The 21,490-nt window shown below is 70.2% G+C and carries 16 protein-coding genes; 12 read left to right on the top strand and 4 right to left on the bottom strand.

Going from position 1 to position 21,490, the window contains the following annotated elements; genetic code table 11:
* Window positions 1-152 precede the first annotated feature (152 nt).
* The 4 genes from ABZ848_RS27200 to ABZ848_RS27185 all read right to left on the bottom strand — a co-directional run bounded on the left by ABZ848_RS27200 (window position 153) and on the right by ABZ848_RS27185 (window position 5,690).
* Window positions 153-1,631, bottom strand: a complete 1,479-nt coding sequence (locus ABZ848_RS27200; RefSeq protein ID WP_360836024.1) for a cellulose-binding domain-containing protein — start codon at window positions 1,629-1,631, stop codon at window positions 153-155.
* 936 nt (window positions 1,632-2,567) lie between these two features.
* On the bottom strand, window positions 2,568-3,905 hold the full coding sequence (locus ABZ848_RS27195; RefSeq protein WP_360836022.1) for a radical SAM protein: 1,338 nt from the start codon (window positions 3,903-3,905) through the stop codon (window positions 2,568-2,570).
* 59 nt (window positions 3,906-3,964) lie between these two features.
* On the bottom strand, window positions 3,965-4,639 hold the full coding sequence (locus ABZ848_RS27190) for a pyridoxamine 5'-phosphate oxidase family protein (protein WP_360836020.1): 675 nt from the start codon (window positions 4,637-4,639) through the stop codon (window positions 3,965-3,967).
* A 43-nt stretch (window positions 4,640-4,682) separates the two neighbouring features.
* Complete coding sequence (locus ABZ848_RS27185) at window positions 4,683-5,690, bottom strand: hydroxyacid dehydrogenase (RefSeq protein WP_360836018.1); 1,008 nt, start codon at window positions 5,688-5,690, stop codon at window positions 4,683-4,685.
* A gap of 71 nt (window positions 5,691-5,761) precedes the next feature.
* On the opposite strand from ABZ848_RS27185, the gene ABZ848_RS27180 reads away from it, so the two are divergent.
* The 12 genes from ABZ848_RS27180 (at window position 5,762) to ABZ848_RS27125 (ending at window position 21,489) form a co-directional block, all read left to right on the top strand.
* The gene (locus ABZ848_RS27180) at window positions 5,762-7,015 is read left to right on the top strand and encodes an FAD-binding protein (protein WP_360836016.1); all 1,254 of its coding nucleotides are present in this window, start codon (window positions 5,762-5,764) and stop codon (window positions 7,013-7,015) included.
* A gap of 109 nt (window positions 7,016-7,124) precedes the next feature.
* Window positions 7,125-8,369, top strand: a complete 1,245-nt coding sequence (locus tag ABZ848_RS27175; protein WP_360836014.1) for an ROK family transcriptional regulator — start codon at window positions 7,125-7,127, stop codon at window positions 8,367-8,369.
* Between the two features lie 37 nt (window positions 8,370-8,406).
* Window positions 8,407-10,251 (top strand): glycoside hydrolase, encoded by a 1,845-nt coding sequence (locus tag ABZ848_RS27170; RefSeq protein ID WP_360836013.1) that lies wholly within the window; start codon window positions 8,407-8,409, stop codon window positions 10,249-10,251.
* Window positions 10,252-10,510: 259 nt separating this feature from the next.
* A complete protein-coding gene (locus tag ABZ848_RS27165; protein WP_360836011.1) occupies window positions 10,511-11,776 on the top strand; it encodes a sugar ABC transporter substrate-binding protein in 1,266 nt (421 codons plus the stop codon).
* Between the two features lie 20 nt (window positions 11,777-11,796).
* Complete coding sequence (locus ABZ848_RS27160) at window positions 11,797-12,768, top strand: sugar ABC transporter permease (protein ID WP_360836009.1); 972 nt, start codon at window positions 11,797-11,799, stop codon at window positions 12,766-12,768.
* A complete protein-coding gene (locus ABZ848_RS27155) occupies window positions 12,765-13,631 on the top strand; it encodes a carbohydrate ABC transporter permease (protein WP_360836007.1) in 867 nt (288 codons plus the stop codon). The genes ABZ848_RS27160 and ABZ848_RS27155 overlap by 4 nt, the downstream gene beginning before the upstream one ends.
* A gap of 40 nt (window positions 13,632-13,671) precedes the next feature.
* Window positions 13,672-16,545, top strand: a complete 2,874-nt coding sequence (locus ABZ848_RS27150) for a glycoside hydrolase family 2 TIM barrel-domain containing protein (RefSeq protein ID WP_360836005.1) — start codon at window positions 13,672-13,674, stop codon at window positions 16,543-16,545.
* Window positions 16,542-17,702, top strand: coding sequence for an MFS transporter (locus ABZ848_RS27145; RefSeq protein WP_360836003.1), 1,161 nt, complete (start codon window positions 16,542-16,544; stop codon window positions 17,700-17,702). The genes ABZ848_RS27150 and ABZ848_RS27145 overlap by 4 nt, the downstream gene beginning before the upstream one ends.
* 5 nt (window positions 17,703-17,707) lie before the next feature.
* The gene (locus tag ABZ848_RS27140; protein ID WP_360836001.1) at window positions 17,708-18,718 is read left to right on the top strand and encodes an ATP-binding cassette domain-containing protein; all 1,011 of its coding nucleotides are present in this window, start codon (window positions 17,708-17,710) and stop codon (window positions 18,716-18,718) included.
* Window position 18,719: 1 nt separating this feature from the next.
* Window positions 18,720-19,523, top strand: coding sequence for an ABC-2 family transporter protein (locus tag ABZ848_RS27135; RefSeq protein WP_360836000.1), 804 nt, complete (start codon window positions 18,720-18,722; stop codon window positions 19,521-19,523).
* 5 nt (window positions 19,524-19,528) lie between these two features.
* Window positions 19,529-20,329, top strand: coding sequence for an ABC-2 family transporter protein (locus ABZ848_RS27130; protein WP_360835998.1), 801 nt, complete (start codon window positions 19,529-19,531; stop codon window positions 20,327-20,329).
* Window positions 20,326-21,489 carry an MFS transporter gene (locus ABZ848_RS27125; protein WP_360835996.1) on the top strand — a complete coding sequence of 388 codons (1,164 nt, stop codon included), beginning with the start codon at window positions 20,326-20,328 and terminating at the stop codon, window positions 21,487-21,489. Before ABZ848_RS27130 ends, ABZ848_RS27125 begins: the two co-directional genes overlap by 4 nt.
* Window position 21,490 lies beyond the last annotated feature (1 nt).

Here is a 21,490-nt window from a genome sequence, read left to right as displayed (position 1 = left end):
GACGTGATGATCTGGATGCGGACGTCACTCATCGCAAAGACAGCCATCGGTCGACACCTCCTCGGTTCTCCACGGGTCCGGCGACCCACTCGCCGGACGACCGCCGCAACAGTAGCCCGTCGCGGCGGAATCGCGTCAACTGGTTTTCCGCGTCAGGACTTCACACAGCTGTGGCCGTTCAGCGTGATGTCGTACGGCGGGGAGTTCTTGCTCTTCCAGGAGGCGAGGAAGCCGAAGGAGAGGGTGCTGCCCGCGGCGACGGACTTGTTGTAGTCGGCGGCGGTGGCGGTGACGCGGGAGCCGTTCTGGGCGAAGCTCGCGTCCCACATCTGGGTCACCTGCTGGCCGTCCTTGAAGGACCAGGCCACGTGCCAGCCGTCGACGGCGTCGGTGGGGGTGACGGAGACGGTCGCCTGGAAGCCGTCCGGCCACTGGTTGACCAGGTCGTACGAGAACGTGCAGACGACGGGGTCGCCGTCGGCGGGCCCGGACGTGGCGGGGGTGGCGGAGGAGTGGGTGCCCTGGGGTTCCGGGTCGGGGTTCCGGTCCGCGCTCCGGGAGGCGGTGGCGGACGGGGTCGGGGACGCCGACGCGGAGGACGAGCCGGTGGACGGCGCGACCGGGACGGACGGGCGGGGCGCCGCCACGGGGCTGCTGTCGGTCGGGCTGTCGCCGCCGGCGGCATCGTTGTCCCCGCCTAACGGCATCATCGACACGGCCAGCGCGAGCAGCGAGACCAGGACGGCGGCGACGAGGAGACCGTTGCGCACGGCGCGGGCGCGGCCGCCGGCGGCCCTCGGGTCAGCGCCCACGCCCGCCGGGAGTTCCGGGCGTCCGACGCCGAGGCGGACCTCGGCGGCCCGGCGGCGGCGCTCCAGGTAGGCGAGGCCGCCCCAGCCGATCACGCCGCCGGCCAGGGCCGCGGGCAGTCCGCCGCCGTGCGCGCGCAGACAGGCGGCGGCCTCGGCGCAGTCCACGCAGGTGGCGAGGTGGCGCGAGAGGTCGCCGGGGATGTCGGCGGCGGGCTGGCGGGTGACCGCGTCGAGGAGGCGGGCGTAGCTGCGGCACTGCGCGGCCATCGGCGTGTCGAGGTGGGCGCGGTGGCTGCGGTCCCGGAACAGGCCGCGCACCTGGGCGAGTTCCTCGCCGAGGACGGCCGGGTCGAGCCCGAGCTTGCGGGCGACGACGGACGGCGGCAGCGCCTCCACCTCGGCGAGCCACAGCAGCGAGGCGTCCGCCTCCTGCAGATCGCGCAGGGCGCGCAGCGCGAGCGGGCGCTGCAGCGGGGGTCCGGTGTAGCGTGCGGCCTTCTCGGAGTTGAGCCACAGCCGCAGATCGGGGTCGAGGTCGTGCCCCTGACCCGCGGTCTCCCAGGCCGCCGCCGTGGTGCGTACGGCGGTCAGCAGCAGGGGGATCATGGGGAGTCGGGGCGAGCGGCGGCCGCTGCTCCGGGCGGTGCCGGTCTCGGCGGCGCGGGCCTCGCGTATGCCGAGTGCGAACGCCTCCGTGGCCAGCTGGGTGGCCGCCGAGGCGCCGGCGGTGCACAGGTCGGCGTAGGAAAGCACCGCGTCCCAGCACTCTGAGAACAGCGCGGCCTCGGCGGCGTCCTTCGGGGTCGGCAGGTCGGGCATGAGTCTCCTGCATCCAGATACGAGGTCAACTCGCCTTATTGGCAACGGAGTTGTGGGGAACCTCGCGGCAGGGCCCGAGCCTTTCACGGTTTTCGCACAACTGACAAGCGCCCTATTCAAATTCGGTTACCGGCGGTCGCGCGACGGCGACCGCCGGTGGCCGCCGTCCTACCGGTCGGAGTGCACGACCGCCACGACCCGCCCGTGCGCGTCGAGGGCCTCGGTCCTGTACTCCTGCATCCACTCCTCGTTGCTCCGAGGGTTATACGGAAGGAAGGCCACGAAGTATCGATCCCGGCCGACTTTCATCGGCCCCTCGGTCCGGCCCCCCGCCCAGACGACCCGGGCCGCGACGGCTCCCTGGGGCACCCTGCCGTAGACGGCCACCCCCAATCGGACAGGGCGTTCGTGTCCACGGCGGACCACAGCGCGCACGTCCCGTCGAAGCTCTCGCCGCCCCGGACGCACTCCGACCAGCCGCCGGACTCCGTCGGTTTCCCGTCCGGCTCCAGCGCCCGCGTGTAGTGGCACAGGCCGCCCGAGGGGTTGGGTGCCTCCCAGTACTGGATGGCCATGCCGTCCGGCGCGGTCCCCGAGAAGAGCATCTCCGCCTTGTCGGAGTCCGGCGCCATCCCCTCCGAACTCTCCCCGCGCCCCGCCCTGTCGAGCCCCCGGTCCACGTCGCCCGGGATGACCCCGGTGGCCGGTGGGAACGCGGGCGTCCCCCGCGCGCCCGCGGGTCCTCGGCCAGGATCCGCTCCAGCACCGCCGGTCCGGGGCGGCCTCGCCGTCCACCGGGTCCGCCCGGCCCGGCAGCAGCCGTACCCACTGCTCGGTCTGTGCCGTGTCGCCTCGCCCTCTCATGACCGTTGCCCCTTCGCTCCGGTCAGCCGCGGTCCGGCCGGCTCCTCCCGGCGGGCCAGTTCCCGGCGGGAGTCACACCCTGCTCGGTGCCTCCTCGGCCGGAGTGTCCTGTGCCGGGAGGCTGTCCATGAAGGAGCTGACGGAGAAGACGGCGCGGCCGGGGCCGGGCTCGCCGTAGCCGGGGGGCGAGGAGAGGCCGAAGTCCTCCATGGTCTGGCGATAGGCCTGGAGGAGGCGGATGTGGTACTCCAGCGGGGCGCCCTGGGGGTTGGCCTTGCCGAGCGGGGTGGTGGGCTCGGGGCACCACGTGGTGAAGCGGGGCGTGATGCCGTGCGACATGAAGAAGCGCAGGCCCTCGGTGGTGGACGCGATGGCCTCGTCGACGGTCTTGAAGCCGAAGGGCTCGGCCATCTCCACGCCCGCCACGAAGTTGGGGATGACGTTACGCGCGCCGAAGACCTCGGCCGAGTCGAGGATGCGCTTGTGCCACTCGTCGCGGCCGACGTACCGCTCCTTGCCCGGGCAGTACATCTTGAACAGGTACTCGTCCCACACCTCGTAGTTGGGGTGGTAGATCTGCACGCCGTAGTCCTTGAACCGCTGCACGTCGTCGCGCGGCAGCGCCTGGGCGACGACCTTGCCGATCCAGCGGCCCGGGAAGCGCTCCTCGATGGCCTTGGCGTAATGGCCGTAGAAGTCGGCCTCGTCGCGGCCGGAGACGGTCTTGGTGATCGCGCCGCCGGTGAGCGTGTAGGCGGTGGAGGCCTTCTGGGTGTCGTACCGGTCGATGATCTCCAGGGCTTCGAGGACCTCCTCGACGTCCTTCACACCCGTGTACGGCCGGCCGGCCGCCTTGTGCTGGCGCCAGTTGTGGTTGATGTCGCAGTACTGGCACTCCTCCTTGGCGCCGAAGTACTGGCACACCCGGAAGACGGTCAGGTAGATCAGATAGCCCCACTGGATGGTCGGGGCGACCTCCATGACGGACTTCCCGTTGCTGAGCGTGTGCCGGTAGTACTCCGGCATCGGCGGCACGCCGACATCCGCGATCCGCCTGCCGTCGAGGTAGAGGCCGAGCATGCCCTCCTCGTCGGCGGCGACGCGGTACGGCGAGGACGGGTTCACCCGCACCGACACGACGGTCCGCCGCAGGTCGTACGGGCCGCCGGTGAGGATGATCTCCTCCGGCGGGCGGCGCAGCGCGGCCTCACCCAGCTCCGGCAGGGTCCCGTGGTCGAAGGAGAAGATGAAGTACGACTTCGGCTTCACCTCGCCGCTCTCGTTGTCGCTGAGGGCGGACGGGTCGAAGGCCACGCCACCTCGCAGCAGGTCCTCTTTGAAGACGGCTTCCCGCGGTACCTGCGGAAACCGCTCCATCAGATCCTCGACCAGCGCGGTACGGCTGCCCATCCCGTTGTCTCCTCCCGGTGCGGACGTACGACTCCTCACGGTATGCCCTCGCTCTGACATCAGCCGTGCCGGGTCCCCTCCCGGCGTGCGATGTGTCCTGGTACGGGGACATCCGGGGGCAGCAGGGGGTCCGGAACCGGGGCGCTCCAGACCGAGGTCAGCGGCAGGTTTCCGGCCCAGAGGCCCAGTTCCGCGTCGGGCCCTTCGCCGTCGTCGGGGGCGCCGGTGCGGATCTTGACCGAGGCCTCTTCGAGGGAGAGCGCGAGGAGGGTGGTGGCGGCGAGCTCCTTGCGGCTGGGCTGCCGGGCGTACGTCCACTGCCCCGGCGTCGCGTGCTCGGTGAGCCGGCGCAGCCCGGCCAGCTTCTCCTCGGGGTCGGTGACCTTGCGGGCCTCGCCGTGGATCATCGCGCTGCGGTAGTTGACGCCGTGCTCGAAGACGGAGCGGGCGAGGACGAGCCCGTCGACGTGGGTGACGGTGACGCAGACCGGCGTACCGCCGGCGAGGCTGCGGCTGGCGACGGACCCGTGCAGATAGAGCTGCCGCTCGTCGCGCCCGTAGACCGTCGGCACGACCATCGGCCGCCCCTCGACCACGACCCCCAGATGACAGACGAACCCGGCGTCGAGGATCGCGTTCAGCTCGGCCCGGTCGAGGCTGCCCTGCTCGCGGAGGCGGCGGTGGCGGGTGCGGTCGGTCTCCGGGAGGGCTGCGGGCAGGGGTTCAGGGGTCATGAACCCGCAGGCTACAGACCCCGCAGGCTACTGACTCCGCGGCTCAGGCCTCCCGCTCCAGCGCCGCCGGATCGACCCTGTGCGCCAGCTCCCCACCGGCCACGAACCGCGCGGCCTCCTCGGCGACCACGCGCCCGAGACGCGACACCTCGTTCCCCTGGGAGCCCGCGAGGTGCGGGGTGACGAAGGCGTTCGGGAGGGTGAGGAACGGTGAATCGACCGGCAGCGGCTCCGGGTCCGTGACGTCGAGGATCGCCGTCAGGCGCCCGGTGCGGAGTTCAGTGATGAGTGCCTCGTGGTCGATCAGACCGCCCCGGGCCGTGTTGATCAGCACCGCCCCGTCGGGCATCAGCGCCAGCTCGCGCCGGCCGATCATGTGCCGTGTCTCGGGGGTCTCCGGGGCGTGCACCGTCACGATGTCCGAGGTGCGCAGGAGGTCGTCCAGCGGCAGCAGAGGTACGCCGAACGCGGCGGCCTGCTCCTCGGTGACGTACGGGTCGGTCAGGCTCGGCCGCAGGTCGAAGGGGCGCAGCAGGTCGAGCAGGCGGCGGCCGATACGGGACGCGCCGACGACGCCGACGCGGCGGCCGTGGTTGCCGATGCCGGGGACGAACTCCCAGCCGGGGAAGGGGCGTCCGGCGCGCAGGCGTTCGCGGGCGCCGAAGACGTCCTTCCCGGCCAGGAGGATCATCGCGAGGGTGTACTCGGCGACCGGGATCGCGTTGGCGGCGGCCGCCGAGGAGACCGCGATGCCGCGCCTCCAGACCTCGGGCGTGACGAAGCCCTTGACCGAGCCCGCCGAGTGCAGGACCGCGCGCAGCTTGGGCGCCGCGTCGAGGGCGGCCGCGTCCACACGGGGGCACCCCCAGCCGGTGACGAGGATCTCGGTGCGGGCGAGAATCTCCCTGACCTCGGGGGTCGTGAAATCCTCGGCCACCAGGCGGGGATCGATGTCCACGGACTGCCGCAGTCGCGCCAGCACCTCCGGCGGGAACACCTGCGGAATGTTCTCGGCGGTCAGGGCGAACAGCGCCTGGGGACGCTCGGGCAACGAAATGGCCTTCCCGGTCAGCAGTATGGGGACAGCAGTATGCGCACACACTCCGTGGAGGGACGGCAGGGATGACGGACACGGTCACCAACTGGGCAGGCAACATCACCTACACCGCCAAGGAGCTCCAGCGCCCGCACTCGCTCGACGCGCTCAGGAGCCTGGTGGCCGGCAGCGCGGCGGTGCGGGTCCTGGGCAGCGGGCACTCCTTCAACGAGATCGCCGAGCCGGGCCCGGAGGGTGTGCTGCTGTCGATCGCCGGTCTGCCGCCGGTGATCGACGTCGACACGACGGCCCGTACGGTACGGGTCTCGGGCGGCGTGCGGTACGCGGAACTGGCGCGTGTGGTGCACGCGCACGGGCTGGCGCTGCCCAACATGGCGTCCCTGCCGCACATTTCGGTGGCCGGCTCGGTCGCGACCGGCACGCACGGCTCGGGTGTCACCAACGGCCCGCTCGCGTCGGCGGTCCGCGAGGTGGAGATCGTCACGGCCGACGGGTCGACGGTGACGATCGGGCGCGGCGACGACCGGTTCGACGGCGCCGTGACCTCGCTGGGCGCCCTGGGTGTCGTAACGGCTCTGACGCTGGATCTGGAGCCGGCCTTCGAGGTCGAGCAGCACCTGTTCACCGAACTGCCGCTGGAAGGGCTGGACTCGGCGGCGTACGAGACGATCGCCGGGGCGGCCTACAGCGTGAGTCTGTTCACGGACTGGCGGGCGCCGGGGTTCCGGCAGGTGTGGCTCAAGCGGCGCACGGACCAGCCGTTGCCGGACTTCCCGTGGGCCGCGCCCGCGACCGAGAAGCTGCACCCGGTGCCGGGGATGCCGGCCGAGAACTGCACCGAGCAGTTCGGGGTGCCCGGGCCCTGGCACGAGCGGCTGCCGCACTTCCGGGCGGAGTTCACGCCGAGCAGCGGGGACGAGCTCCAGTCGGAGTACCTGCTGCCGAGATCCGCCGCCGTGGCCGCGCTGACCGCGCTGGACGGCATCCGGGGGACGGTCGCGCCGGTGCTGCAGACCTGCGAGGTGCGCACGGTCGCCGCCGATCCGCAGTGGCTCAGCCCGGCGTACGGCCGGGACTCGGTCGCGCTGCACTTCACCTGGATCGCGGACACCGCGTCCGTGCTGCCGGTGGTGCGGCGGGTGGAGGAGGCGCTGGACGCGTTCGGGCCGCGGCCGCACTGGGGCAAGGTGTACACCGTGCCGGCGTCGGTGGTCCGCGAGCGCTACCCCCGGCTCGACGACTTCCGTACGCTGGCCCGGGCGCTTGATCCACAGCGGAAGTTCACCAACGCCTTCGTACGGGATGTGCTGGGCGCCTGACTTTATAAAGCCCCTTTCCTAACCCCTTGTCGAAAGTCCCCGGGAGCCCATAGCCTTACGCCGCGCCGGTGCCGACGTGCCCGGTCGGCCTGAGCTGAAGGGACGGGGCGTGAAGCGCACCTCACGTGACATCCGCACCGCGAACCGCTACGAGGTGCTGCGCCAGATCATCGCCGAGTCTCCCACCTCCCGGCAGGAGCTGGCGGCCGCCACCGGGCTGAGCCTCGCGACGGTCGCCACACTCGTCGGAGAGCTGCTCGACCTGCGGATGATCACGGAGGTCGGGTTCGAGGACTCGGCGGGCGGCCGTCCGCGGGGCCTCGTGGCCGTCAACGCGTCGGGGGGCGCGTTGATCGGCGTCGACATCGCGGAGACGTACGTCCATGTCGAGCTGTTCGACCTCGCGCTGAACGTGCTCGCCCGCGCCGACGAGGACATGCGCCCCGGCGAGTCCCTGCCCGAGCAGGTGGTCAGCCATGTGGCCGCCGCCGTCGGCTCCGTGGTCGCGCAGGCCGGGATCGAGGGCGCGCGGGTGCTGGGCGTCGGGGTGAGCGTGCCGGGGCAGGTGGACCGCGACACCGGCATCTCGGAGTACGCGCCCAACTGGGACTGGCACGACGTGCCCCTGCTCGACCTGCTCTCCGAGGTCATCGCCTACCCCCTCTACCTGGACAACCCGCTGCGCGCGGGCGCGGTCGCCGAGATGTGGTTCGGGGCGGCGCGCGGGCGCGGGGACGCGGTCGTGGTCAACCTCGGTACGGGCGTCGGCGCCGGGCTCGCGCTCGGCGGCGGGCTGTACCGGGGCGTGAGCAACAGCGCCGGCGAGTGGGGTCACACGACGCTCGTCCTGGACGGACGGCTGTGCCGCTGCGGCAACCACGGCTGTGTGGAGGCCTATGTCGGCGCACCCGGAATCATGCTGAATCTGCGGGAGTTGAGCCCGCAGAGCCCCCTGCTCCACCCCGAGGACCAGACCGCGACCATCGACGCGCTGGCCCGTGGCGTGGCCGCGGGCGACCCCGTGGCCGTCAAGGTCGTACGGGAGACGGCCCGTTACGTCGGCGCCGGTATCGCGAACCTGGTGAACGTCCTCAACCCGGAGATCGTCGTGCTCAGCAGCTGGGTCGCCCGCAGTCTCGGCGAACCGCTGCTGCACGAGGTGCGCGAGGCCGTCGGACGGCACGCGCTGCCGCGGCCGATGGCCGCCACCCGGATCGTCCTCTCCCCCATCCCCACCGACCCGGCCTGCCTGGGCGCGGCGACCTTCGCGCTGGAGGGCGCGCTGCAGTCGGTGGGCCAGAGGACCGCCAAGCGCACGACCCCCGCAAGGAGCCGTACCGCACCACCTTCATGACGAGCCGTAACGCACCACCTTCACGACGACGGAAGGGATGCACGTGCCTCACCCCCACCGCAGTAGATCCCTCCTGCTGACGGCCGCAGCCGCGCTGGCCGTCACGGGTCCCCTCATATCCGCCCCGACCGCCTCGGCCGCCACCCCCACGGCGGCCGAGGTCTCCCCGCACGCCGCGCAGACCATCGACGACATCGGCGCGTCCGGCGCCTGGTGGGTCGACGACCTGCGGTACTTCAAGCCCGAAGTCCAGGCCCGGGTCGCGAAGTTGCTGTTCTCGAAGCAGGGCCTGGACCTGTCCTCCTACCGCTACAACATCGGCGGTGGCGGCGTCGCGGTCACCACGCCCGCCCGCGCCGCCGAGGACTTCCTGAAGTCCGACGGCTCGTACGACTGGAGCGCGGACGAGGGCGGGCAGACCTTCCTCAAGGCCGCGGCCCGCTACGGCGTGAAGGACCTGATCGGCTTCGTCAACAGCGCGCCCGCGCAGTGGACGACCAACGGGCAGTCCTGCGGCGGCCAGTTGAAGCCGGAGAACGAGGGCGACTACGCCAAATACGTCGCCGACGTCACCGACCACTTCGCCCGCCAGGGCGTGCAGCTGGACTACATCAGCCCCTTCAACGAGCCGGACAACGACTTCGGTTCGTGCGGCCAGGAGGGCATGAAGGTCACGGTCGACCAACGCGACGACATCGTCAGGGCGTTGGGCGCCGAGCAGCGGGCCCGGAAGCAGAAGACGTCGATCATCGCCGACGAGTCTAGCCAGACCACCCAGTTCGTCTCCGAACTCCCGCAGTGGATCTCGCAGCCGGACACCCAGCAGTACGTCTCGGCCCTGGCGCACCACACGTACAACAATCCGAACGACGGCCAACTCGCCAATGTCTACGAGACGTCGAGGACCGTCGGCCAGAAGTCCTGGGCCACCGAGATCTGCTGCTTCGGCAAGGGCTCGACCGGCTGGAACCAGGAGTACGACCCGACCATCGACAACGCCCTGCTGATGTCGAGGATCATCTACAAGGACTTCGCGAGCGCCCACGACTCGGCCTTCCAGTGGTGGGTGGCGCTCGCGAGCGGCTACGGGACCGACCCGTACGCGAAGAACGAGGTCGGCTGGAACGACGGCCTGGTCTACTACGACCCGGACTACGCGACGAACGGCAACCAGACGCTGTACTTCACGAAGCGGTACTACGCGCTGGGCCAGTACAGCAAGTTCGTCAGGCCGGGCTCGGTGGCGCACAACGTGACGGGCGCGCCGGACGGCGTCGAGGTGTCCTCGTACGACAAGGACGGCAAGTGGGTGGTCGTGGTCAACAACCACAACTCCACGGACACACCGCTGAGTCTGCACTTCAACAGCAAGTCGCCGGTACGGGCCACGCAGGCCGTGCGGACCTCGGCCACCGAGGACTGGGCGCGCGTCGCGAAGCCGTCGGTGAGCGGCGGGACGGCCACGGCGACCCTCGCCGCCCGCTCCGTCACGACGTACGTCCTCGACCAGAAGGGCCACGGGAGTACGGCGGTCACGGGCGCGCTGGCCGGGAAGCAGTCCGGCAAGTGCCTCACCGCGAGCACTTCCGGGGCCGCGATCAGCACCTGCACCGGCGGCGCCGAGCAGTCGTGGTCGTACGACGCCGAGGGTGCCCTGAAGGGCGTGAACGGCTATCTGACGGCCGGGAGTTCGGGGCTGACCACATCCTCCGACTTCACCGGCGACGCGAGCCAGCGGTGGCTGCTGAACGCCAACGGGCAGATCCTCAGCGAGGCGTTCGGCAAGTGCCTGGACGTCAGCGGCCAGGCGACCGCCGACGGCAGCAAGGTGATCCTGTACAGCTGCAACGGCGGGGCCAACGAGGCGTGGGCCAGGCAGTGACCCCGTAGGAGAACCGTAGAGAGCTCCGAGGAACCCTCGGACCGAGGGCCGCCGGCACCCCTGACCCGGCGGCCCTCAACCCCCTTGCCCCACCGCCCTGTTCGTCATTCCGAACCGGATTTAACGCTTCGAACAGACTTCGTCCAACCCCTTGCCGAAGCCTTAGCCGAAGGTTAACGTCCCGCACCGCAGAGCAATTCGAGCCACGTAGCGCTGAAGCCGTGGAGCCGCAGCCGCATATCGAGACAAGGACGTCAGCATGTCGGCATTGAGCAACAGCAACTTCTCCCGCCGATCGCTCTTCCGGGCGGCCGCGGGCATGGCCGCCGCGGGCACGCTGGCGGCGTGCGGGAGCAACAACGGGCGCGGGGGCGGGTCCGGTTCGGGCAAGCAGCTCGTCCAGTACTTCCACGCCTACGGCGAGGCCGGGACCGAGCAGGCCATCAAGCGCTACGCGGCCGCGTACAAGGACGCCAACGTGACCACCAACTGGATCACGGGCAACAACTTCGAGGCCAAGCTCTTCTCGGCGCTGCTCACCAAGCAGGCCCCGGACGTCTTCGAGTTCCACCCGCAGCTGCAGCTGGTCAAGAGCGGTCAGGTGGCCGACCTGAGCGACCTCATCGACCCGGTCAAGGACGACTTCAATCCGGCCGACATCAAGTCGCACACGGTCGACGGCAAGATCTACGGCATCCGGATGATCGACGACCCGCAGTTCTTCTACTACCGCAAGTCGATGCTGGAGAAGGCGAAGGTCGAGGTCCCGACCACGCTGGACGAGCTGCTGGAGGCCGCCGCCAAGCTCACCACCGACAAGGTCAAGGGCGTCTTCCTCGGCAACGACTTCACCGCGATCCAGAACAACCTGATCTTCTCGGCCGGCGCCGAGACCCTCGACGCGAACAACAAGATCGGCTACCACACCGACGGCGTCGTCGAGGGCCTGAAGAAGCTGCGGACCCTGTTCACCAGCGGTCATGTGCTGCTGGACGCCCCGACCGACTTCTGGGACCCGTCCTCGCTCGACCAGGGCCTGTGCGCCATCCAGTGGGGCGGCATGTGGTCCATGCCCGCCATGCAGAAGGCGCTCGGCGACGACCTCGGCATCTTCCCGTTCCCGAAGATCGGCAGCGCCGGCAAGCTGTCGGTCTACAACGGCGGCTGGTCGATCTACGTCAACGCCAAGGGCAAGAACGTCGACGCGGCCAAGGAATACGTCAAGTGGCTGTGGATCGACCAGAAGATGTACCAGGAGGACTGGGCGCTGTCCTACGGCTTCCACATCCCGCCGCGCACCTCGATAGCCCAGTCCGCCACCAAGCTCAAGTCGGGTCTGCCCGCCGAGGCCGTCAAGCTCTTCACCGACTACGGCCACTTCGACAACATCGGCTTCGACCAGGTGATGATCACCGCGTTCAACGACGTGATCGCGTCCTCCGTCCGCAAGAACGGCGACCCGGAGAAGGCGCTCGACGCGTGCGACAAGAAGGTCGACGTCGAGCTCAAGAAGCTGTTCGGATAGGCCGCCGGGAAGACCACGACATGTCGACCACCACCAAGCTCGGGGTCGCCCAGTCCCCCGCCCCGGCCAAGGCCTCCAAGGCCCGGCCGCGGCGGGGCCTGCGGGGCAACCCGACCTTCAACTTCTGGCTCTTCACCGGGCCCTTCCTGATCGGCCTGGTGATCTTCGTCTTCGTGCCGATCGGCTGGAGCATCTGGCTCAGCTTCTTCGACGCGCGGTACACCGTCACGCCGAGCAACTTCATCGGCTTCGACAACTACAAGCAGATCCTGACCAACAGCAACTTCCCCGATTCGCTGTGGACGTTCAGCGTGTTCGCCGCGTTCATCGTGCCGACCACCTGGGCGCTGTCCCTGGGGCTGGCGCTGCTGGTGAACCGGCTGCGGTTCATGCGGGCCTTCTTCCGGTCGGTGTTCTTCCTGCCGACCGCCGTGTCCTACGTCGCCGCCGCGCTGATCTGGAAGATGTCCATCTTCAGCGGCGTCCGCTTCGGTCTGATGAACACCGTCCTCGGCTGGTTCGGCGTCGACAACATCGCCTATCTCGCCGACCCGACCCCGCCCTGGTACTGGCTGGTCATCGTGACCCTGCGGCTGTGGATCCAGTCCGGGTTCTACATGATCCTGTTCCTGGCGGCGCTGCAGAACATCCCGGCCGAGCTGTACGAGGCCGCCGCGATCGACGGCGCCAAGAAGGGCTGGCAGACCTTCCGGTACATCACGCTGCCGCAGCTGCGGGCCACCTCGACCGCGGTGATCCTGCTGCTGCTCATCGCCGCGTACCAGGCGTTCGACGAGTTCTTCAACATCATCGGAACCAAGGCGACCTGGGCACAGACACCGCTCATGGAGCTCTACAAGGCGGCCCTCGGCACCAACCAGGACTACGGAGCCGGCAGCGCGGGCGCGGTCATCCTGTCGCTGCTCATCTGCCTCGTCACCCTGGTCCAGGGCAAGTTCATGGGCTTCGGAAGGGGGGACGAGTCCAAGTGACCACCACCGCACCTCACGTGGGCAAGCAGCGCAAGAGGGCCCGGGGCATCCTCGGCAACACGGGACTGTACGTCTCCGTCGGCGTCGCGGCCCTGCTCTTCCTGGTCCCGTTCTACCTGATCGTCCGCAACGCCCTCTCCACGGACCCGGAGATCACGGGCGAGAACTGGAAGCTGCTGCCCTCCTTCCAGTGGAGCAACATCTCCGAACTGTTCGACGACCCCACGGTCGAGTTCGGCCGCTCCATGGTGAACTCGCTGGTCGTCGCCGTGTCGACCACTCTCGGCACCCTCCTGGTCTGCTCCCTGGCCGGCTACGGCCTCGCCCGCATCCCGTACAAGCACGCCAACAAGGTCTTCTACGCCGTACTCGCGACCCTGATGGTCCCGACGGCCGTCACCTTCGTGCCCAGCTTCGTGCTGGTGTCCTCCCTCGGCTGGGTGGACACCTACCGCGGTCTGATCATCCCGGGCCTGTTCAGTGGTTTCACCTGCTTCCTTTTCCGGCAGTACTTCCTGGGATTCCCGAAGGAGCTGGAGGAGGCGGCACGCGTGGACGGGCTCGGCTACTGGGGCGCGTACTGGCGGATCGTCGTACCCAACTCGCTGAACTTCTTCGCGGCGATCGCCGTGATCACGTTCATCAGCGCCTGGAACTCCTTCCTGTGGCCGCTGGTCATCGGCCAGGACCCGAGCTCCTGGACCGTGCAGATCGCGCTCTCGTCCTTCATGACCAACCAGACCGTCAACTTCCACCTGATCTTCATGGCCACCGCCGTCTCGATCCTGCCCCTGATCTTCGTGTTCCTGTTCCTCCAGCGCTGGCTGGTGCAGGGAATCGCGCAGACTGGCATCAAGGGCTGACGCCCTCCCCTGAAGGCCTGCACTCACGACCTGGAGACCGATGTCTTTCCGCACGGCCACGGCCATCGACTACGTCGAGGACGTCGCGCCCGGCAGCGGGGCCCTTCCGCCCCGCGCCTGGTACGCGGCCTCCGACGCCAAGTCCTTCTCACTCAACGGCAGTTGGCGGCTCCGTGTCTCGCCGACCGCCGACGCCGAGGACGACTCCTTCGCCGCGGAGGGGTACGACGCCACCGGCTGGGCCGAGGTCACGGTCCCCGGCCACTGGGTCCTCCAGGGCGAGGGCGCGTTCGGCCTGCCCATCTACACCAACCACCTCTACCCCTTCCCGGTCGACCCGCCGCACGTCCCGACGGAGAACCCGACCGGCGACCACATCCGCGTCTTCGACCTGCCCGAGGACTGGCCCTCGGACGGCGGCGCCGTCATCCGCTTCGACGGCGTCGAGTCCTGCGCCCGCGTCTGGCTCAACGGCACGGACATCGGCGAGTTCAAGGGCTCCCGGCTGCCGCACGAGTTCGCGGTCGGGCATCTGCTCAAGCCCAGCGGCAACGTCCTCGCCGTCCGGGTGCACCAGTGGTCGGCCGGCTCGTACCTGGAGGACCAGGACCAGTGGTGGCTCCCGGGCATCTTCCGGGACGTGACCCTGCTGCACCGCCCGGCCGGCAGCGCGCTCGACTTCTTCGTGCACGCCTCCTACGACCACGTCACGGGCGAGGGCACCCTGCGCGTCGACTCCGACGTCGACGGGCGGGTGTCCGTGCCCGCCCTGGACATCGATGTCGAGACCGGGGAAACGGTTACGGTACGCGTCGAGCCGTGGACCGCCGAGACGCCGAAGCTGTACGACGGTGTCCTGGTCACCGCGGGCGAGCGGGTGCCGTTGCGCATCGGTTTCCGGACCGTGGAGCTCGTCGACGGGCTCATCAAAGTCAATGGAAAGGCGATCCTCTTCAAGGGCGTCAACCGCCATGAATGGCATCCGGAGAAGGGCCGCGCCCTCGATCTGGAGACCATGCGCGAGGACGTGCTGCTGATGAAGCGGCACAACCTCAACGCCGTGCGCACCTCGCACTACCCGCCGCACCCGGCCTTCCTCGACCTGTGCGACGAGTACGGGCTGTGGGTGATCGACGAGTGCGACCTGGAGACCCACGGCTTCACCGAACAGGCCTGGCGGGACAACCCCGTCGACGACGACCGCTGGACCCCGGCCCTCCTCGACCGCGCCGAGCGCATGGTCGAGCGCGACAAGAACCACCCGTCGGTGGTCATCTGGTCGCTGGGCAACGAGGCCGGCACCGGCCGCGGGCTGACCGCGATGGCCGAGTGGATCCACGGCCGCGACTCCTCGCGCCTCGTGCACTACGAGGGCGACTGGAACTGCCGTGACACGGACGTCTATTCGCGGATGTACGCGAACCACGCCGAGGTCGAGCAGATCGGCCAGGAGCTGGACGGGGGCACGCACAAGCGGCGCGAACTCCCCTTCATCCTCTGCGAGTACGGGCACGCCATGGGCAACGGCCCGGGTGGCATCGCCGACTACCAGGAGCTGTTCGAGAAGTACGAGCGGCTGCAGGGCGGCTTCATCTGGGAGTGGATCGACCACGGTGTCACCCACCCCGAGCTGGGCTTCGCCTACGGCGGTGACTTCGGCGAGGAGCTGCACGACGGGAACTTCGTCTGCGACGGCCTGATCTTCCCGGACCGTCAACCCTCGCCCGGGCTCCTGGAGTTCAAGAAGGTCATCGAGCCGGTCTCCATCGAGGGCACCGACGGTGCCGTGCGGGTCACCAACAAGCAGGACTTCGCCGATCTGTCCGCATTCGCCTTCGAGTGGTCCTACCAAGTGGACGGCGAGAGCGTCGAGTCGGGCTCTCTGCCGGTGCCCGCGCTCGCTCCGGGCGAGTCGGCGGACGTGAAGCTGCCCGAGCCGCCCGCCGACCACGGCGACGGCGAGACGCAGTGGACGGTACGGGCGCTGCTGGCCGCCGACACCGCCTGGGGGCCGAAGGGCCACGAGGTGGCGTGGGGCCAAGTCCCGGTCACCGCACGGACCCTGCCGTCCGTCGCCGCGACCAACGGACCGGTGGCCGGCGACGGCGTGATCACGCTCGGTCCCGCCTCCTTCGACGCCCGTACCGGTGCGCTCAGGACGATCGGCGGCATCGAGGTGAGCGGGCTGCGCCTGGACGTGTGGCGGGCCACGACCGACAACGACGACGGCGCCGAGTGGCTGACCGGCGTACGTACCTCCGATCAGTGGCGCAAGTACGGGCTGCACCGCATGCGGCACCGGCTGGCTGCGGTGGAGCTCGACGACGACGCGCTGACCGTGCGCTCTCGGGTCGCCCCGGCCGCCTGGGAGTTCGGCCTCGCCGCCGTGTACCGCTGGACCTCGGACGGCAGCCGCCTCAAGCTGACCGTCTCGGTGGGTCCGGAGGGCGAGTGGCCGGTGGCGCTGCCGCGCCTCGGCGTGCGCTTCGGGCTCACCCGCGCCGATGCCGTGACGTGGTACGGCGGCGGCCCCGGCGAGGGCTACCCGGACACCAAGGCGGCCTCCAGGGTGGGCCGTTGGGAGTCCACGGTGGACGGGCTGCAGACGCCGTACCTCCGTCCGCAGGAGAACGGCGCCCGCGCCGATGTCCGTTGGGCCGAGCTCGGCGGACTGCGCGTCGAGGGCGACCCGGAGTTCTTCCTGACCGCCCGGCGCTGGACGACCGAGCAGCTGGACGCGGCCACCCACCTCACCGACCTGACGCCGGGCGAGACGGTGTGGGTGAACCTCGACCACGCGCTGCACGGCATCGGCACCGGGTCCTGCGGCCCAGGTGTACTGCCGCAGTACCAACTGCACGCCGAACCGGTGGAGTTCTCCTTCGTGTTCTCGGAAATCCCGGACGTCAGTTGAACGACACGGTCCTGAGGACCCCCGCGGCCGACCGGCTCTTCAGCCGGTCGGCCGCGGTCGCGTCCTGCGTCGGCTTCGTCCTCATCGGCATGCTCCAGGCGCTGTACGGCCCCGCGGTGCCGGGCCTGCGCGCGGAGTTCGGCCTCTCCCCGTCGGGCGCGGGCCTCGGCCTGAGCCTGCACTTCACGGGTGGTGTCGCGGGCGTGCTCGCCTTCAACGCCATCCACTCCCGAATAAGCAACAGGGCGCTGCTGGCGGCGAGTTACGCGCTGATGGCGCTCGGCGGCGCGGGCTTCGCACTCGCCCCGAACTGGCCCCTCGCCCTTGCGGCCGCCTTCCTCGCCGGGCTCGGCTTCGGCGGCATCGACTACGGCCTCAACCAGCTGTTCGCGGCGGGCTTCGGCGACCGCTCCACAGCCATGCTGAACGTCCTCAACGCCCACTTCGGCATCGGTGCGGTGCTCGGACCGGCGGTGGTGGCCTGGCTCGGCCCGGACGAGTACGCGTACGCCTTCGGGGCGTGTGCGGCGCTGGCGGCGGTGCTGGTGGTCCTGGGCTCAAGCGGCGTACGGACCAAGCCTGTTGAGCAGTCGGCGGAGAAGGCGGCAGGCTCGTTGGGTCTCCCCCGCATCCTCGTCGGCTTCCTCGTCCTCTACATCCTGAACGTCGGCGTCGAGGCCGGTGTCGGCGGCTGGGAGCCCACCCATCTGGAGACCGTCGGCTACACCGCGACCGTGGCCGCCTCGGCGACCTCCGTTTACTGGCTGATGATGACGGCGGGGCGTTTCCTCGTCGTACCGATCACCCTCAAGTACTCCCCCGAGCGCATCCTCACCATCTGCGCGGCCGGCATGACCGTCTGCCTGCTGCTGGCACGTGTAAAAGGAGTGGCGCCGGTGGCGTACGCCGGTGTTGGGTTGTTCATCGCGCCGGTCTTCCCGACCGGACTGCCCTGGCTGAACAGGGCGCTTCCCCAGGCGAGGCGCGCCGGTGCCTGGGTCATCGCCGCGTCGATGGTCGGCGGAGTGGCGGCTCCCCCGCTGCTGGGGGTGGGCATCGAGGCCTCGGGCATCCACGCGGTCCCCTGGCTGCTCACCGCGCTCTCCGCCGCCTCGCTCGCGGCGACCGTCTGGTTGATACGACTCACCCGGAGGTAGGACGGTTGATCGGCAGCATCGAGGTCCGCGGTCTGTCGCGCACCTTTCACACCACGGTCCGCCGTCCCGGTTTCACCGGCGCGCTGCGTTCCCTGGTCAACCCGGAGCGGACGGTCAAGCACGCCGTCTCCGACATCAGCTTCGACGTGGCCTCGGGTGAACTCCTCGCCCTGCTCGGCCCGAACGGCGCCGGCAAGTCCACCACCATCAAGATGCTCACCGGCATCCTCACACCGACCTCGGGCGAGGCCCGGGTCGCCGGCGTGGTGCCGTACGAGGACCGGGAGCGCAACGCACGTAACATCGGCGCGGTGTTCGGGCAGCGCACCCAGCTGTGGTGGGATCTGCCGGTGCGTGAGTCGTTCGCGATCCTGCGGGACATCTACGAGGTGCCCAAGGCCGAACACGCGGCCAGGCTGCGGGAGTTCGACGGCATCCTCGAACTGTCCGCGTTCTGGGACACCCGCGTCCGCCATCTCTCGCTCGGCCAGCGGGTGCGCTGCGACCTGGCCGCCGCGCTGCTGCACGACCCGCCGGTCGTCTTCCTCGACGAGCCGACCATCGGCATGGATGTCGTGGTCAAGGAACAGGTGCGGGAGTTCCTGAGGCACCAGGTGGAACAGCGGGGCCGTACCGTCCTGTTGACCACCCACGACATGACCGAGGTCGAGCGGCTCGCCGAGCGGGTCGTGCTCATCAACCACGGGCGGCTGGTGCTCGACGGCACGCTCGACGAGATCCGCCGCACGTACGGCTCGACCTGGCAGGTGCGCGCGACACTCGCCGACGCGCACGCCGACGTCGTACCGCCACCGCCGGGGATCGCGCTGCTGCGGCAGGACGGACCGCAGGTCGTGTTCGGGCCGGACGGGCCCGAGGCACCTACCGTCCACCAGGCGCTGAAGGCGGTCATCGAGCGGTACGAGGTGACGGGCGTCGCCATCGACGAGGCCGACCTGGAGGACGTGATGCGGGCCGCCTACGTCCACGCCGGTCCGGTCGCCGAAGGGGTCTGAGATGGCGGTCCCGCACGCCTGGCGCGCCGCCCGCGTCACCCCGCTCGGCGAGCTGCACGCCCCGCCGCGGATGACGGCCGTCCTGATCCGGCTGGTCGTCCAGGTGGTGCTGGTCGCGTCCCTGTGGAGCGGTCTGTACGCGCACTCCGGGCCGACGGCCGGGCTGAGCCGCGAGCAGGCGATCACCTACGCGGTGCTGGCCGTACTCGCCTCCCGGCTGCGGGAGTTGGACCAGTACGCGGGCCGGGACACCGTGCTGCAGCACATGCACTTCGGCACCATCGTGTACTGGTACCTGCGCCCGCTGCCGCCCGCCCGCTACCACGCGCTGCGCGCGCTCGGCGAGCAGGTGTACGGGGCCGCGTGGGCACTCGCCGGATACGTGGTGTGCCTCGCGGCCGGGGTCGTCGAACCGCCCAAGTCGGCTGCGGTGGCAGGGGTGTTCGTGGTCAGCCTGCTGCTCGGCCAGCTGATCCTCTACTTCGTCATGCTGCTGATCGACCAGTGGTGTTTCTGGATGCTGCGCAACACCTCCGCCGTGCTGATCCTGATCTTCGCGCAGAACCTGCTGTCCGGGGTGTACGCGCCGCTGTGGTTCTTCCCCGACTGGTTCCGCGCGATGAGCGGCTTCCTGCCCTTCCAGGCGACGCTCAGCGTGCCGCTGTCGCTCTACATCGGCCGGATCCGACTGGCCGACGCGGGCGGGCAGTTGGCGATCCAGGCGGGGTGGGTCGTCGTGCTCTTCCTCTTCACCCGGTTCCTGTGGCGGCGGGCCGCCCGCCGTGTCGTCTCCCAGGGAGGCTGAGGCCTGTGAACGCCGTCCGGATCGCCTGGCGCATCACGCGTCTCAACATCCGTGCCCAGATGGAGTACCGGGTCGAGTTCCTGCTGAACATCGCGATCGGCGCGATCTGGCAGGTGTCGGTGATCGTGTTCGCGACCGTGCTGCTGGCCCGGTTCACCGGGATGGGCGGCTGGGACAGCTCCGACGTGCTGCTGATCCCGGCGACGCGCATGCTGGCGCACGGGCTGTTCGTGCTGTTCCTGGGCCGGCTGCACGGGGTGGGCCGGTTCATCCAGGAAGGCGTCATCGACATCTATCTGGTGCGGCCCCTGCCGGTCCACCGCCAGGTGCAGCTGCAGTACTTCCCCACCAACGCGATCGGTGACCTCACGGTGGCCGCGGGACTGATGGCGGGTGCGCTGAGCCGCAGCCAACTCGACTGGAACGCAGGGCGGATCACGTACCTCATCGCCTGCCTCCTCGGCGGCATGCTGCTGGAGGCGGCCCTGTTCACGATCGTCGCCTGCGCCTCGCTCCGCTTCCCGGCGGCCGACTACTGGGGCCGCTGGCTGGAGGAGCTGCTCGGCACCTTCGGCAGCTACCCGCTCAACGTCCTGCCCAAGGCGGTGGGCGGCTTCCTCACCTTCGGCCTCCCCCTCGCGTTCGTCGCCTACTTCCCGGCGGCGGTCCTCACCGGCCACGGCCACGACACGGGCGTCCCGTACTGGCTGGCGGCGGCCTCCCCGCTGATCGGGCTGCTCGGCTATGTCGCGGCCAGGCTGCTGTGGCGGTGGAGCCTCGACCACTACACGGGGGTGAACGGATGACGGCCCGTACGGCCGCATCCGCCGACTTACGCACCCGCCTCGCGGTCCGTCTGGTGTTCGTCGTCCTCGGCGGCACCCAGGGCGGCTGGATGGCCCGGATCCCGGCGATCCGGGACCAGGTCGGGGTGGACACGGCCCGCTGGGGACTGCTGAGCAGTTCCTCGGCGGCCGGGGACGTCGTGGCGATCGTCCTGATCACGGTCCTCATCGGCCGGGTCAGCAGCCGCCGGCTGGCCCTCGCGGGCTCCGCAGTCGTCCTTCTCAACGCGCCGGTCCTGGCCGGGGCCGGCTCCGTCCCGACGCTGGTGCTGGGCCTGACGATGTGGGGAGTCGGGGCGACCTTCCTCGCCACACCCGTCAACGCGCTCGCGGTGGCGGCGGAGCGCGCCCAGGGCCGCCCCCTGATGTCCGGCTTCCACGCCTGCTACAGCGTGGGCGTCCTGGCGGGCGGCACGCTGGGCACGCTGGCGGCGGCGACGGGCGTACGGCCGGGGATCCAGATGGCGGCGAGCAGCGGTGTCCTCGGAGCACTGCTCCTGTTCCTGGGCTCCGGGCTGCCGGAGGAGGCCCCGGCCGCCAAGGAGCAACGGCGGCCGGTACGGCACCGGTTCACACCCCAGCTGGTCCTGCTGGGCGGCATCGCCTTCCTGGGCGCCTTCGCCGAAGGGGCCGCGTCCCAGTGGAGTTCGGTGTACGTCGCCGACTACCTGGACGAGGGCGCGGCACTCGGCGCGGCGACCTACACGAGCTTCTCGGTGGCGATCCTAGCCTGCCGCCTCCTGGGCGACCGCTTCGTGGCCCGCCTGGGCCGCCGGGGCTTCCTGCGCGTCTCCCTGCTCACCGTCGCGACGGGCGTCACCGTGACGGTCGTACACCCCACCCTCTACTCGGCCTTGGCCGGTTTCGTGATCACGGGCCTGGGCATCGCCTGCGTCCTCCCGGCAGCCATAGCCCTGGCCGGCCGCCAGCCGACGATCCCACCCGGCGAGGCCGTCTCGGTCATCACGATCGGCCAGTGGCCGGGCTTCCTGCTGGCGGGGCCGGCGGTGGGGGTGCTGGCGGGGGCTACGAGCCTGCGGGTGGCGCTCGCTGCGCTGGTGGTGGCGGGGGTCGGGGGTGCTGGGCTGGCTCGGTGGGTGGTGGTGCCGGGCGGCAGCTGAG

Source organism: Streptomyces sp. NPDC047081 (genome assembly GCF_040643775.1).
Classification (GTDB): Bacteria; Actinomycetota; Actinomycetes; order Streptomycetales; family Streptomycetaceae; genus Streptomyces.
The sequence above is the reverse complement of the archived record's forward strand: the minus strand, read 5'-3'. Positions and strand labels throughout refer to the sequence as shown.